The sequence below is a fragment of the Streptomyces sp. NPDC046557 genome, assembly GCF_040645975.1.
Lineage (GTDB): Bacteria > Actinomycetota > Actinomycetes > Streptomycetales > Streptomycetaceae > Streptomyces.
This window is the reverse complement of the sequence record NZ_JBEYZH010000028.1, coordinates 1-13,301: the sequence shown is the minus strand read 5'-3', so window position 1 is coordinate 13,301 and position 13,301 is coordinate 1. Positions and strand designations below refer to the sequence as shown.

Here is a 13,301-nt window from a genome sequence, read left to right as displayed (position 1 = left end):
CCCACGCGTCTCATCGCGCCGACAGGAGGCTGAACCAGACGACCTTGACGCAGGCGCCCTGCGCCACGACCGCCCAGTCGTCGGCGTAGGCGGCGACGAGCGCGAGTCCCCGCCCGCCGGTGACCAGGAGCGGCGGGTCGCCGCCGGCCGGGGGCCGGGGCGGAAGGCGCAGCTCGGGCGCGCCGTCGTAGACGTAAACCGTCGCGCGCTCATCGGAGAGCGACACTTCGACGGCGATCTCCCCGGTATCGGTGTGCCGGTAGGCGTTGGTGACGAGCTCCGAGGCGCACAACCGCGCCCGCTCCGCCGCTTCGCTCCACCCCGCCCCGCGCAGGACGGAGACCACCCAGTCCCGGGCGATCCCGACCGTCCCGGCCCGACTCGGCGCCACCATCCGGTAGGTCGCCCTCCGCCCCGGCCCCTCGTCGGCGGCCGGTAAAGCGCTCGTGTTCGTCATCGCGATCGTCTCCTGACGGTACGGATCCGCGCGCGCCTGCCCTCCGTGGCATCGGCCGCCTCCACGTGACACCCCTTCAGGGCGCGTGCCAGCGGCTGCACTTCGGTCCGATGGGCCTGCGACGCGGTGCTACGAGAACCGTAGGGGCAACTATGCACCGGTGCAACCTTGCCAGGTCGGCCGCCGGGACTCGGTGGACCCACGGCATGGATACCGGCAGACTCGTGCCAGACAAGGGGAAGGGACACATGCCGCCGAGGGACAACCCGACCGCACGCCAGGCACGGCTGGGCGCCGAGTTGCGGAAACTGCGCGAGGCGGCAGCAACGACGGCCAGGCAAGCCGCCGGTCTGCTGTCGGTCGACCAAGCGAAGATCAGCCACATCGAAGCGGGACGCCTGGGGATCAGCGAGGAGCGGATCAGGCGACTCGCGACCTTCTACTCCTGCGACGACGAGGCCCTGATCGACGCGCTCTGCGCGATCGCGAGGGAGCATCGTGGGCAGTATTGGTTTGACGAATATCGGGGCATCCTTGCCCCTGGATTCCTCGACATCGCGGAACTGGAACACCACGCCGTAGCGCTCCGGTCGATGCAAAGCGTCACGCTGCCCGGACTGTTCCAGACCGAGAACTATGCCCGCGCCCTGTTTTCCGGCGTCACGCCCAAGCTTCCCGCCGCCGAGGTCGAGGCCCGCGTCGAGCACCGAATGAAGCGCATCACGGTCCTCGACCGGCCGAACCCGCCCCGGTTCGACGCGATCATCCACGAGGCGGCCCTGCGCATGCGCTTCGGCGGACGCGACGTGGCCCGCGAGCAGCTTGAACACCTCATCGAGGTATCGGCGCGGCCCGCCATAACGGTCCGGGTGATCCCGTTCACCAACGAGGACTTCATCGAGGTGACGCAGCCCGTCCTCTACGCCCACGGAGTCGTTCCGCAACTGGACACCGTGCAGATCGACAGCGCCTTCGGCGGACGGTTCCTTGACGCCGACGCCGACCTGCGCAAGTACCGCACGTTGTTCGACATCGCCGAGAAGGCCGCCCTCGACCCGGAGGGATCGCGGCAGATCATCCATCACATCGCACGAGAACTGTGAGAAACAGCGCCATGAGCACACCCATCAGCTGGCAGAAGTCGTCCTTCTCCGGAGGCGGGGGCGAAAACTGCATCGAGGTCGGCCGGCACGGCGACAGAATCGTGATGCGCGAGAGCGACGACCCGGAAGCGATCATCACCACCAGCCCGGCCAAGCTCGCCGCCTTCATCGAGGGCGTCAAAGCGGGCGAGTTCGACCACTTCGTGAGCTGACGGTTGCCGCGGCCCGCCCCGCGCGCCGCGGCAGAGCCTCGGCGCCCCTCGCCGAGTCCCGGCGGGGGGCGCGCCCAGGGCTGGCATATATGCCCCGGTGCACCCTTGCCACCACACATCGCGAAGCGCTACGGTCACCCTCTGCGGCTGCGGCCTCACCGTCCGCTGCACCGCTCCTCGTCTGCGCGGCCGTTGCCCTGCCAACTGCGGATGGCCACGGCGCGCCCCAGCCCAGGAGGGCGGCCATGCCTCCATCCGACCCGCTCACGCGACCACAACGGACAAAGTTGCCCCCCGGCCGGGACTGTACGGTCGCCCTCCGGACCGGATACTGGTTCGAGGCGCTCTGCTACCCCGACGCCTACTCCACGGCGCCCGAGTTGCTCGACCGGCTGATGTTGGACACTCCTGAAGAGGCGGTCCGCCTCATCCGAACGCAGAGCCGGACGACCCGCCCCTTCGCCCTGGCCCCCGCCGAGGTGGATCGGGCGCTCGCCTGGGCCGACGGCGGCGGGCGCTTACAGGCCCTCGCCGCCCTCCACCGGGGCGAACCCGCCGGCTTCAGCATCGTGCTGCGCAGCGGCCTGCGCCCCGAGTGGCGCGTACGCCCCGTCGACTACCTGCTGATGACGCTCGCCCACTGACGCAGCCACCGGCGTGGCGACCATGGACGGCCCCCGAAGGGGGACCTACTGGGTGGCGGCGTACGCGCATGCACGCCCCGAGCGCGGCACGGCAGCCGCCACCCCACGACCCGCACTCGTCAAGGCAGGACCCTTGGCGTCCCCTCGCGACGAATCGCTCCACACCAGAGTGATCAACACGTGACGAGCCGTCAACACCTCGTTAGAGGTACACGCGAGGTTCCCGGATCGGGGCAAAGAATTCGGCAGACCTTTCCGGGGCATCCTCGGAGCGGTCGGCGCCCGCCTTCCGCCCCCGGTCGATCTCGCACCAGATCCGCTTCCCCGCGCCCTCGCGCTGCCAGCCCCAGCGGTCCGCGAGCCCGTCGACCAGCTCAAGACCGCGCCCGCCGGTGTCGTCGCCGGCGGCCTGGCGCCGGGCGGGCTCCCGGTCGCTGGCGTCCGCGACCTCGACCCGCACCCCGGGTCCCCCGAACAGCATCCGCAGCACGGCCGGACAGCCGGTGTGCACGACCGCGTTGGTGACCAGCTCCGAGATCAGCAGGATCAGCGTCTCGGCGAGCGGCTCGTCGTCCCCTATCCCGCATCCCGCCAGCCGTGAGCGCGCCCACCGGCGCGCCCGGCCGACCTCGGCGGGGTCCGCTCCTACCTCAAGCTGAACCTGAAGCACCTGCACCGCTCACACCATCCGAACCGGCGGACACTTCGCCTCACGACGGAACGGGGTCACCGCCAGTGACCCCCTTGCAGAGCAGCATGGTTGACGTTCAGTCACCACAACAAGCGCTTCGGGCATATTCCCGCGCGAAGGAGTGGGCGTGGTGCATACTGTGCGACGCTCACGCCGCAGGGCCGCTCGCATTCGTGGGAGCGTACCGGAGCGCGCCCCCGACTCCGGACCGTAAGGGGGTGATCGGAGGACACAAACCGATATCAACTCTCTGTAATCGGACATGAGTCCCGCCTCGTTCCTCCCGTGCCCCCCATGTCCCCCGTGCCCCCCGTGCCCCCGCGCCTCCCCTGCCTCACGCGGGCGCCGACGCCAGCAGGTCCGCCGCCAGCAGCTCCTCCGCCTGCGCCGCGGTCCGCCACTGCTCCGCACGGACCCACGCCCGCTTCAAGTGCAGGTGTACGTCCGCCTCCCAGGTGAAGCCCATCCCGCCGTACACCTGGAGGCAGTCGCGGGCCCCCCGCACGGCCGCCTCGTCGGCCAGCAGCTTCGCCGCCGCGATCTCGGCGCCGTCCCCCGTCACGGCCGCCGCGTACACCGCCGCACGCGCCACCTCCGCCCGCACCAGCATGCCCGCGCACAGGTGCTTGACCGCCTGGAACGCCCCGATCGGCTGCCCGAACTGCTCGCGCCCGCGCGCGTGCTCCGCCGCCAGCTCCACCGTGCGCAGCGCGCTGCCGAGCTGGAGCGCGGCCGTCAGCAGGGCGCCCTCGTCCCGGTACGGGTCGGCCCGCCCCGGCCGGTCGTCCCCAGGCCCGCCGGCCCGGACCACCCGGTGCAGCGGGGTCAGCGGGTCCACCGAACGGACCGGCTCGCCCTCGGGCAGTGCCGGCGCCCCGAGGACCGCGTCGGCCTCCGCCAGGTGGGCCACCAGGGGCCCGTCCAGGTCGTACGCCGTCACCACCGTCGTCCCGGCCGCGGCGCCCGGGACCACCCCCGCCGCCAGGAAGGTCGCCACCAGCGGCCCCGGCAGCAGGGCCCGCCCCGCCTCCTCGAAGACGAGGACGGCCTCCGGGAGCCCGAGCCCGACCCCGCCGTCGGCCTCCGGGAGGCGCAGCGAGAAGAACCCGGCCTCGCCGAGCTTCCGCCACAGCCGCCGGTCGACCGCGACGCCTGCCTCCACCGAGGCCCGCAGCGCCTCGCGCCCGTACCGCCCGAAGAGGAGGTCCCGTACGCCCGCCCGCAGGTCACGCTGCTCACGGCTCGGCTGGAAGTCCACGTCGCTCACCGCCCCTTCGGCAGGCCGAGTACGCGCTCGGCGACGATGTTCCGCTGGATCTGCGAGGTGCCCGCCGCGATGGTGTACGACAGCGACGAGAGCCGGTCCAGGACCCACTCCTCGTCCAGCGCGAGCGAGCCCGCGCCGAGCACCTGCGCCGCGGCGTCGTACAGCTCCTGCCGCGCGTGCGAGTACGCCAGCTTGAAGACACTGCCACCCGTGCCCGGGACGCCGCCCGAGCGCTGCGATTCGCTGACGTTCCACTGCGTCAGCCTCCAGAGGGCGCCGAATTCCCCGTGGAGCCGTCCCAGGGTGCGACGTAGGACCGGATCGTCCCAGCGGCCGTTCTCCTTCGCGGTCCGGGCCAGCAGGGCGAGCGTGCGGCGGCAGGCCACCACCTCGCCGACGAAGGCGGTGCCCCGCTCGAAGGACAGCGTCACCATCGTGACCCGCCAGCCGTCGTTCTCCGCCCCCACCCGGTTCGCGACCGGCACCCGCACCTCGTCCAGGAACACCTCCGCGAACTCGGCCGATCCGGCGAGGGTGCGCAGCGGCCGTACGGTGATCCCGGGCGCGTCCATCGGCATGGCCAGCCAGCTGATGCCCTTGTGCTTGGGGGCCGCCGGGTCGGTGCGCACCAACAACTCGCACCAGTCGGCGACCTCCGCGTGCGAGGTCCAGATCTTCGAGCCGCTGATCACGTAGTCGTCGCCGTCGCGGACGGCGCGGGTGCGCAGCGAGGCCAGGTCGGAGCCGGCGTCCGGTTCGCTGAACCCCTGGCACCACATCTCGTCGCCGCGCAGCACCGGCGGCAGCCAGCGCGCCCGCTGGGCGGCGGTGCCCTCGGCGGCGATGGTGGGTCCCGCGTGAAGCAAGCCGACGAAGTTCGCGCCGACGTAGGGGGCGCCGGCCCGTTCCGTCTCCTCCAGGAAGATCAGGTGCTGGGTGGGGGTCGCGCCGCGCCCACCGGCGTCGAGGGGCCAGTGCAGTCCCGCGTACCCGGCGTCGTGCAGCCGGCGCTGCCAGCCGGCGTCGTAGGCGCGGCGGGCCGGCCAGTCGTCCGGGGACGGCTTGGGGGGCAGCGCCGGCAGCTCCTTGGCGAGCCACTCGCGCAGCCGGGCCCGGAACTCCCGCTCCTCGGCGGTGTAGGTCAGGTCCACTGGCGGGCCCCGTGGCTGCGGGCCCCGTGGCTGCGGCCTCCGCGGTGGCGGTCGAGGTCCAGGCCCAGCATGCGGATGGCGTTGCCGCGCATCAGCTTGTAGACGGTCTCGTCGTCGAGGCCCTTCACGTGGTCGAGCGCGACGTCCTTGGTGTGCGGGAACGTCGAGTCGACGTGCGGGTAGTCGGTCTCGAAGGTCGCGTTGTCGCGTCCGACGACGTCGAGCGAGGCGATGCCGTGCTTGTCGCGGAAGAAGCAGCAGAACATCTGCCGGTAGTAGTACGTGGACGGCGGTTCGGGGATCAGGTCGCGGACCCCGCCCCAGGCGCGGTGCTCGCGCCACACGTCGTCCGCGCGCTCCAGGGCGTAGGGGATCCACCCCATCTGGCCCTCGCTGTAGGCGAGCTTGAGCGTCGGGAACCGCACCAGCACGCCGCTGAAGAGGAAGTCCATCATCGAGGCCATCGCGTTGTTGAAGCTGAGCGAGGCTTGGACGGCGGGCGGCGCGTCGGGGGACGCGGCGGGCATCTGGGAGGAGGACCCGATGTGCATGTTGACGACGGTCCCGGTCTCCTGGCAGACGGCGAAGAAGGGGTCCCAGTACCCGGAGTGGATCGACGGCAGGCCGAGGTAGGTCGGGATCTCGGAGAAGGTCACGGCGCGCACGCCGCGCGCGGCGTTGCGCCGGATCTCCGCCACCGCGAGGTCGATGTCCCAGAGCGGGATGATGCAGAGCGGGATCAGCCGGCCGCCGCTGTCACCGCACCACTCCTCCACCATCCAGTCGTTGTAGGCGCGCACGCAGGCGAGGGCCACCTCCTTGTCGTGCGCCTCGGCGAAGGTCTGGCCGCAGAAGCGGGGGAAGGTCGGGAAGCACAGGGACGCCTCGACGTGGTTGAGGTCCATGTCGGCGAGGCGCGCCGCCGGGTCCCAGCAGCCGCGGCGCATCTCCTCGCGGGTGATGCCCTCCAGGGTCATGTCGTCGCGGTCGAAGCCGACGGCGGCGATGTTGCGTTTGTACGGGAACTTGAGGTCCTCGTAGATCCACCAGTCGGTCGGCGGCCCGTCGGGGTCCATGGAGATCACGTACTTGCCCCCGGTGTAGACGAGGTCGCCGATGCCGGCGGTGAGCGCCTGCGGTCCGCGGTCCCGGTACTTGGCCGGCAGCCACACGTCGAAGAGGTGGGCGGGTTCGATCACGTGGTCGTCGACGCTGATGATCCGTGGCAGTTCCGTGTCCATGGTGTCCGGTGTCCCCTCGCCGTATCTGATGGACCGTCAGAATCAAGCTAGCGCCGCGGCCTCTGGACCGGCAAGCGCCGGAGCCCTACGCTCTCGCCAGACCTGACGCATCGTCAGTCACGGGGCGGGTCGAGGGGGAGGATTCCGGATGACGACGAAGGACGGGACGACGGACTCCGAAAGGGCGACGGACTCGGAAACGGGGGCGGACTCCGAAACGGCGGCCGACTCGGAAACGGCGGCGGGCCGCGAGATGGCGGCGGCCGTCGACATCGCGGCGGAGCGCCGGTCCGGCGCCATGGCGGCGGCCGTCGACATCGCGGCGGAAACGGCCCGGGGCCTCGGCGGCTCCCCCACCCTCTGGGACCTCGTCGCCCGCCGGGCCGCCCTCACCCCCACGGCCCCCGTGCTCATCGAGGCCGCCCCGGACCCCGCCGACGACCGCACCCTCACCTTCGGCGCGCTCCACGACCGCGCGGAGCGGGTAGCGGCGGGCCTGTACGGGATGGGGGTGCGCCCCGGCACGGTCGTCGCCTGGCAACTGCCCACCCGCATCGAGACGGTGCTGCTCTCGCTCGCGCTCGCCCGGCTCGGCGCCGTCCAGTCCCCCGTCATCCCCTTCTACCGGGACCGCGAGACGGGCTTCGCGCTGCGCGAGTCGGCGGCGGAGTTCTTCGCCGTCCCCGGCGAGTGGCGCGGCTTCGACCACACGGCGATGGCGGCCCGGCTGGGGGCGCGTGGCGTCTTCCGAGCCTACGAGGGCCTCCCGGACGGCGACCCGGCCGCCCTGCCCGCGCCACCCGCCTCCGGGACGGACGTGCGCTGGATCTACTGGACCTCCGGCACGACCTCCGACCCCAAGGGGGTCCTGCACACCGACCGGTCCCTGATCGCGGGCGGCTCCGGCCTGGCGCACGCCTTGCGGCCGGGGCCGGGGGACGTGGGCTCGGTGGCCTTCCCGTACGCGCACATAGGCGGCCCCGACTACCTGGTGATGCTGCTGCTGTACGGCTTCCCGGCGGTGCTGTTCGAGAAATTCGCGATGCCGGACGCCCTGGAGGGGTACCGCCGCCACGGGGTCACCATCGCCGGCGGCTCCACCGCCTTCTACTCGCTGTTCCTCACCGAGCAGCGCAAGGACCCTTCCGCGAAGCTCATCCCCACCCTGCGCCTGCTGGCGGGCGGCGGCGCCCCGAAGCCACCGGAGATCTACCACGCGGTGGTCCGCGAACTGGGCTGCAAGCTCACCCACGGCTACGGCATGACCGAGGTTCCGATGATCACCATGGGCGACCCGGACGACACGGACGAGAACCTCGCGACGACCGAGGGCCGACCCCCGCAGGGCATGTCGATCCGCATCACGACCCCGGACGGCGCCCCGCTCCCACCGTCGGTCGACGGGGAGGTCCGGCTGCGGGGCGAGGCGGTCTGCCGGGGTTACCTGAACCCCGACCGGTCGGCGGACGCGTTCGACGCCGACGGCTACCTGATCACCGGCGATCTCGGCCACCTCACCCCGGACGGGCACCTGGTCCTGACCGGGCGCAGCAAGGACGTCATCATCCGCAAGGGCGAGAACATCTCGGCCAAGGAGATCGAGGACCTCCTCCACCTGCTCCCCGACGTCACGGACGCCGCCGTCATCGGCCTTCCCGACCCGGACCGCGGCGAACGAGTCTGCGCTGTGGTCGAACAGCCCCCGGGCGCGAGCCCCTTGACTCTGCCCGCCGTCACGACCCACCTGCGCGCCCAGGGCCTGTCCCCGCACAAGCTCCCGGAACAACTGGAGCTGGTGGAGGCCCTGCCCCGCAACGAGGCGCTGCGCAAGGTGCTCAAGTACAAACTCCGAGAACGCTACGCCTGACCACGCGCCGGCGCCGATTTCCGGGCCCGGATGCGTACGGACGGTAAACGCCGGGCCATAGCTGGCAGTTGGGCCGAATGGTGCGCTAGCGTCCGGGCCACCACGAACTGAAAACAGGTGACCCCGGCGGTGCGCCAACACCCCGGGGTCCGACACCGAAGAAAAGGCCCTTCGATGCAGATTCACCTTAGCCGCCGGACGCGCGGTTTCACCGTCCTCGGCAACGACCTGATCCGGGACAAGCGCCTCAGCTTCACCGCCCGGGGAATCCTCGGCTACCTCCTCTCCCTGCCGAGCGGGGCCCGTGAGGACGTACGCTCCCTCGCCGACAACAACCCGGGAGTCGGCCGGCGCGGGGTCTCCAAGGCCGTGGACGAGCTGATCCGGTACGGGTACTACGTGCGGGAGACCGTGCGGGACGCGATGACCGGGCAAGTCCGGACAAAGGTGTCCATTTTCGACACCCCGTACGGGGAAGGGGAGCCGGTTCCCGTACTACCGGCCGCCGGTGAACCGATCGACGGGAACGCGGGAGGGTTCCCCCTTCGGGCGAAGCAGAAAGAGGAAGAAAAACCCTCCCTCCCAGAACCCGTGAAGCTGACGGAGGCCGCCGGCCGAGGCGGCGCGCTACTCCGGCGGCTCGGCGTGTACGAGCCGCGGCTGGCGCTCAGCGCCGCCGAAATCCTCGTCCTCGCGCCGCTCGCGGAACGGTGGGTGGAACACGGAGTGCCCGAGCTGGAGGCCCGCTCCCTGCTCGCGGACGGACTACCCCGCCCCGTCCACTCGGCCCGCGCCCTGCTGGCCGACCGCCTCGTCCGCAAACTCCCCGCGCCCCGGGCCCGGCACGATCCCGCCGCCCCCGCGGCGTCCCTGCCCGAGTGCCCGTCCTGCCGCGACCCCCTCGGCGCCCCGGACACCCCTTGCCCCGCCTGCTCGCCCACCTCCAACCGCCCTTCCCGCGAGACCCCGCTCTCCCCCTCCGCCGTCTCGGCCCACGCCAACACCCTCCGCCGCGCCCTCCGCGGCATTCCGGCCCCGGTGTGACTGAGCGCCGCCGACGGGGCCCGCGGGGCCCTAGCGGGTGCCCGTTAGGCGGTTCGTCACCGACTCGACGAACGCGGCCGCTTCGAACGCGCTTCTCGGCCCACGGGCGCCGAAAGCTCCCTACTCCTCCTGGCTCACCTCAGAGGCCAAACGCAGTGTGAGTTCCGCGCTTGCCACCATTCGGATGATATCGATCGGCCGGTTGGAGAATTCCTTCGTCACCACGTCGAGTGGATCAATCTGGCGAGTCCGGCCATCCCGCCCGGTCACCTCGATGAGGTAGCGATATCCACGTGGTGTTCGAGGATCTTCTGCCACAGCCCACTGTGCGCCGTACTTCCGAACGAGGTAATCGGCCACAAATGACATCAAGTCGACGTGTAGCGTGATCCAGTCCGACTGTTCAAAATCTTCCAATGGGGCGCGTGATACATAATTTTGCAAAGCCGGAAGGAGGCTCATTGCATCAAGGGCGTAGGTTTCCGGAGGCACCTCGAGCATCTCCGCGACGTCAGCTGCGTTCCGCCGCTTCTCTTCAGCCCATTCTTGGAGATCCGGTTGCCGTACATTCGTCAATTCTTCAGTCTTTCAATCGCACTGGCCACCTAGGCGCCGGGCCGTATTCGACGAAAATTATCTCCTGCCCCGCCGGATTGTCCGCGAGGTGGGCGAGCGCCTTCTCTAGGTCAGCCCTCTTCGGTTTCGGTCCTGGCAGGAGCTGCCGAATCCGCTGTTCTACCTCACCTCCGCGTTCGAAGGGCCGGGGTTCCTTGCTAGCCGCGGCCCTTCGTGACGGTCCGTCGGTTTCTTCGGCGGGCCGTTTCGGTTGTTCGGGTCGGTGGTGGGCACGCTGATGGCCCGGCTGTCCCGTCGGGTGGGTGCCGGGTTCCACGGCTCCGGTCGCGGTGGTGCTGGTTGCAGGGACGGGAACGCGCGGTCAGCCGGGGTTAAGGGAGAGTTTCGAGCCGTGCCAGGGCGTCGGTGATCACGTCGGTCCAAGGCCAGTGGCCTGCGAATCTCAGGTGCCGGCGGCGGGCGGTGGTGACGATCTGGATTGCGGCGGAGAAGAGGCGGAGCCGGAGACGGCGGGGCTCCCACCTGCGGGTTTTGCCGGCCCGGGCGAGCATGGGCATCCGGGCCGGCAGGTCGAGGGCGAGCTGGACGATTTCCAGCCAGATCTGGTTCTGTGCGGTGTCGCGCAGGGGCAGGTTGTGCAGGCCGGTGGCCCGCGCGGCCCGGATGCGGTCCTCGGCTCGGGCTCGCTGACGGTGCCGCAGCTCCAGTGCCGCGATCGGCATGTCGGTGGTGTTGGTGGCGAAGCAAGTCAGCCGCAGTCCGTCAGCGTCGGTGATGCGCAACTGGGCGCCGGGGTGGGGCGGTTCCTTGCGGACCATCAGCCGCATTCCCTTCGGCCAGCCCTTGAGGCAGTCGCCGGATCTCGGCGACCCAGGCGCCGTCCCGGATCTCGCCGCCGGGCTCGATCGCTGCCGTCCAGGCCGGGGCGGGGACCTTGAGTACGGCCTGGTGAATCTGCTCGGTGATGGTCATGCCGACCGAGTACGACAGCCACCGTCCGCGCTGGGTGAGCCAGGCTGTGAACTCATGCGTTCCGCCCCCGGAGTCGGTACGAATCAGCGTCCGGCGTCAATGCCGGTACTTCTTCGGAAGTTGAGCCAGGGTGAGTTGGGCCGTGGTGATGTGGTCAGCGGCTGTGTTGCTGCCCGCGTTGCCGGGCCTCCAGTACAACAGATGCGTGGGCAGCCACACACGCCAACGCCACCTGTTTCGGATTCCACAGCAGCGCCTGTTGCGGAGATCAGCTCACCCAGCGGAAATCAGGGCTTCGGGGCCGCCTACTGGGCGGCGCGCCAAGATTGCAGATCCGTGACTGGTATTTCCACGGAGGCGGAACTGCCAGGATTTATCTTGAAATACGTGTCGCTCGGCAGACCTGCCGCCAGGCTGCACGCCTCCACCCTTCGCAGTTCCGGCGCTGCGGTCGGCGCGTGGCTAGGATCAGTGAATACGGGCAGGAGTTTTCTGGCGACCGCTTCGGAACGAACGTCTAGGTAGATAACCGACTGGGGAAGGACGAATACGAAGGACCCCACAAGGGCCCGGACGACGTCAGCCTCGCTGCCATACCGAGTGGCAGCAAGCTGGATGGCAGCATCCACCGCATCGGTCGGCTCGGCCATGCCCATGCTGCGTGGAGAAGGTCGATATTTAGAATTAGGAGTGAATTGATCGGTTATTTCACCCTGCTCGTCGACCTTCCAAGCACCGAAGATGGCGTACGGAGGGATTCGACCGGCCGGATCGACAAAGGGATCGATCGCATAGACCCAGGAATCGGGATTCCTTGACGCCTCGGCTCGCATCGCTTCTGTTATCCATTCAACGGGCGCCCGCACCACCGCTTCACCCACTTCTTTTTTTCCTGAGCTTTTCGATAGAGACTCGCTGCTCTCCCACATAAGCGAGTCGACAATATTCAGACCTCGGTACAGCAGCAAAAATTCCCACTGTCACCGGTCGCTCTGCGACCGGCCAGCGATACGCCTTCCTCCCGCCGCCCATCTCCAGTGCCATTCTGCTGGGGTACACGTCCCGGCAAGCACCCTCGACTGCCGGCTTTAGTCCCGCGTGCTCGAGATCTGTCCGCACCTGGGCCAACGCCTCGAAAAGATTCCAGGCCACGTGTTCGACCATCTCGTCACCGTAAGAGATGCGTACCATGTAGGAAGATCCGGAGAATTCGGCCACCACTCTTCCCGACACGCACCCACCTTCGGAGACGAGGACGATCTCCGAATCATGCAGAATCTCCGTCTCACGGAACACGTTCAACCTCGGGGCGGTAGTTCGGATTCGGAATGAGATCACCAACCTCGCCGGTCGCATAGTTGTACGGACGGGCTCCCTTGATGTACTCGGGCCGGACCCCTCCAGGGAAGGCTATCTCCTGTTCGTACGAAAGAGGGTGGGGCCCCATGGAAGTGTTCACGTCGATGCCGCCAGGCACATCCAGCTCGTATGTGTACTTTCCACCAAAGTCGTCACCGATGTCATCACGGTAGGAAGTGCTGACGAACGCCGAGTGCTCACTCTCTTCGACATACTCAACGAGGTCGACGCGCGACGGGTCAAGCGGTTCAAAGCCACTCTCAAAGATCTCTTCGGGAGCCCTGTTGTCACTTCTATACAAGGGAGCGTCATCAGTGCGCCAGACGGCAGGCATGCCCAGCTTGTCCAGGTCCACGCTGGTGTCCGTCGCCGCCGCCAAACGGTTGGGCCCTTCAGCAGGTGTTGCGCCTGTGCCGGGAACCCCGGTGCCGCTGTTTCCACCACCATCAAAGCCGTGCCCGCTCTCGCCCGGGAACGAGGTGTCCGTGGGGTGGGCTGTTACACCTCCACCGGTCGGAGTGTGGTCCGACGCGTGGCCGCCACTGCCCGCAGAGGCGGAGTCGGTGTGGTCGTTGCGGGGCATGCCGTCCGGTGCGTGGCCGCCAGGGGTGTGCTCTCCCATGTGGACGGGGTCGGACATGTCGGAGCCGAGGTGGATGGCGTTGTCGGCGTTGTGGGCGCCGACGCCGACCAGGACGGGGGTTTCCACCTTCGGGG

The 13,301-nt window shown here is 69.5% G+C and carries 13 protein-coding genes and 1 pseudogene; 5 read left to right on the top strand and 9 right to left on the bottom strand.

Features of this window, described 5'->3' with window-relative positions:
* Positions 1-10: 10 nt before the first annotated feature.
* On the bottom strand, positions 11-457 hold the full coding sequence (locus ABZ934_RS29475; RefSeq protein WP_361318910.1) for an ATP-binding protein: 447 nt from the start codon (positions 455-457) through the stop codon (positions 11-13).
* A 248-nt stretch (positions 458-705) separates the two neighbouring features.
* Between ABZ934_RS29475 and ABZ934_RS29470 the strand changes: the two genes are divergently transcribed.
* The 3 genes from ABZ934_RS29470 (at position 706) to ABZ934_RS29460 (ending at position 2,416) form a co-directional block, all read left to right on the top strand.
* Positions 706-1,560, top strand: coding sequence for a helix-turn-helix transcriptional regulator (locus ABZ934_RS29470; RefSeq protein ID WP_361319014.1), 855 nt, complete (start codon positions 706-708; stop codon positions 1,558-1,560).
* Between the two features lie 11 nt (positions 1,561-1,571).
* A complete protein-coding gene (locus tag ABZ934_RS29465; RefSeq protein ID WP_361318908.1) occupies positions 1,572-1,772 on the top strand; it encodes a DUF397 domain-containing protein in 201 nt (66 codons plus the stop codon).
* 287 nt (positions 1,773-2,059) lie between these two features.
* Positions 2,060-2,416, top strand: coding sequence for a hypothetical protein (locus ABZ934_RS29460; RefSeq protein WP_361318906.1), 357 nt, complete (start codon positions 2,060-2,062; stop codon positions 2,414-2,416).
* A gap of 202 nt (positions 2,417-2,618) precedes the next feature.
* Here ABZ934_RS29460 and ABZ934_RS29455 read toward each other — a convergent pair whose 3' ends face one another.
* The 4 genes from ABZ934_RS29455 to ABZ934_RS29440 all read right to left on the bottom strand — a co-directional run bounded on the left by ABZ934_RS29455 (position 2,619) and on the right by ABZ934_RS29440 (position 6,766).
* The gene (locus ABZ934_RS29455) at positions 2,619-3,092 is read right to left on the bottom strand and encodes an ATP-binding protein (RefSeq protein WP_361318904.1); all 474 of its coding nucleotides are present in this window, start codon (positions 3,090-3,092) and stop codon (positions 2,619-2,621) included.
* A gap of 349 nt (positions 3,093-3,441) precedes the next feature.
* Entirely contained in the window at positions 3,442-4,365 is a 924-nt protein-coding gene (locus ABZ934_RS29450) for an acyl-CoA dehydrogenase family protein (protein WP_361319012.1), read from the bottom strand.
* A gap of 5 nt (positions 4,366-4,370) precedes the next feature.
* Positions 4,371-5,525: an acyl-CoA dehydrogenase gene (locus ABZ934_RS29445; RefSeq protein WP_361318902.1), complete on the bottom strand. Its 1,155-nt coding sequence runs from the start codon at positions 5,523-5,525 to the stop codon at positions 4,371-4,373.
* Entirely contained in the window at positions 5,516-6,766 is a 1,251-nt protein-coding gene (locus ABZ934_RS29440; protein WP_361318900.1) for an amidohydrolase family protein, read from the bottom strand. The genes ABZ934_RS29445 and ABZ934_RS29440 overlap by 10 nt, the downstream gene beginning before the upstream one ends.
* 298 nt (positions 6,767-7,064) lie before the next feature.
* Here ABZ934_RS29440 and ABZ934_RS29435 point away from each other — a divergent pair, with 298 nt between their 5' ends.
* A complete protein-coding gene (locus ABZ934_RS29435; protein ID WP_361319010.1) occupies positions 7,065-8,633 on the top strand; it encodes an AMP-binding protein in 1,569 nt (522 codons plus the stop codon).
* Positions 8,634-8,807: 174 nt separating this feature from the next.
* Positions 8,808-9,677, top strand: a complete 870-nt coding sequence (locus ABZ934_RS29430; RefSeq protein WP_361318898.1) for a hypothetical protein — start codon at positions 8,808-8,810, stop codon at positions 9,675-9,677.
* 120 nt (positions 9,678-9,797) lie between these two features.
* On the opposite strand, the gene ABZ934_RS29425 is transcribed toward ABZ934_RS29430, so the two are convergent.
* From ABZ934_RS29425 to ABZ934_RS29410, 4 genes and pseudogenes are all read right to left on the bottom strand, one after another.
* Positions 9,798-10,253: a hypothetical protein gene (locus ABZ934_RS29425; protein ID WP_361318896.1), complete on the bottom strand. Its 456-nt coding sequence runs from the start codon at positions 10,251-10,253 to the stop codon at positions 9,798-9,800.
* A 371-nt stretch (positions 10,254-10,624) separates the two neighbouring features.
* Positions 10,625-11,414, bottom strand: a pseudogene (locus ABZ934_RS29420) (transposase); the annotation flags it as partial.
* A gap of 116 nt (positions 11,415-11,530) precedes the next feature.
* The gene (locus ABZ934_RS29415) at positions 11,531-12,193 is read right to left on the bottom strand and encodes a type VII secretion system-associated protein (RefSeq protein ID WP_361318894.1); all 663 of its coding nucleotides are present in this window, start codon (positions 12,191-12,193) and stop codon (positions 11,531-11,533) included.
* Positions 12,194-12,510: 317 nt separating this feature from the next.
* On the bottom strand, positions 12,511-13,301 hold a 791-nt coding region (locus tag ABZ934_RS29410), incomplete at its 5' end, for a hypothetical protein (protein ID WP_361318892.1).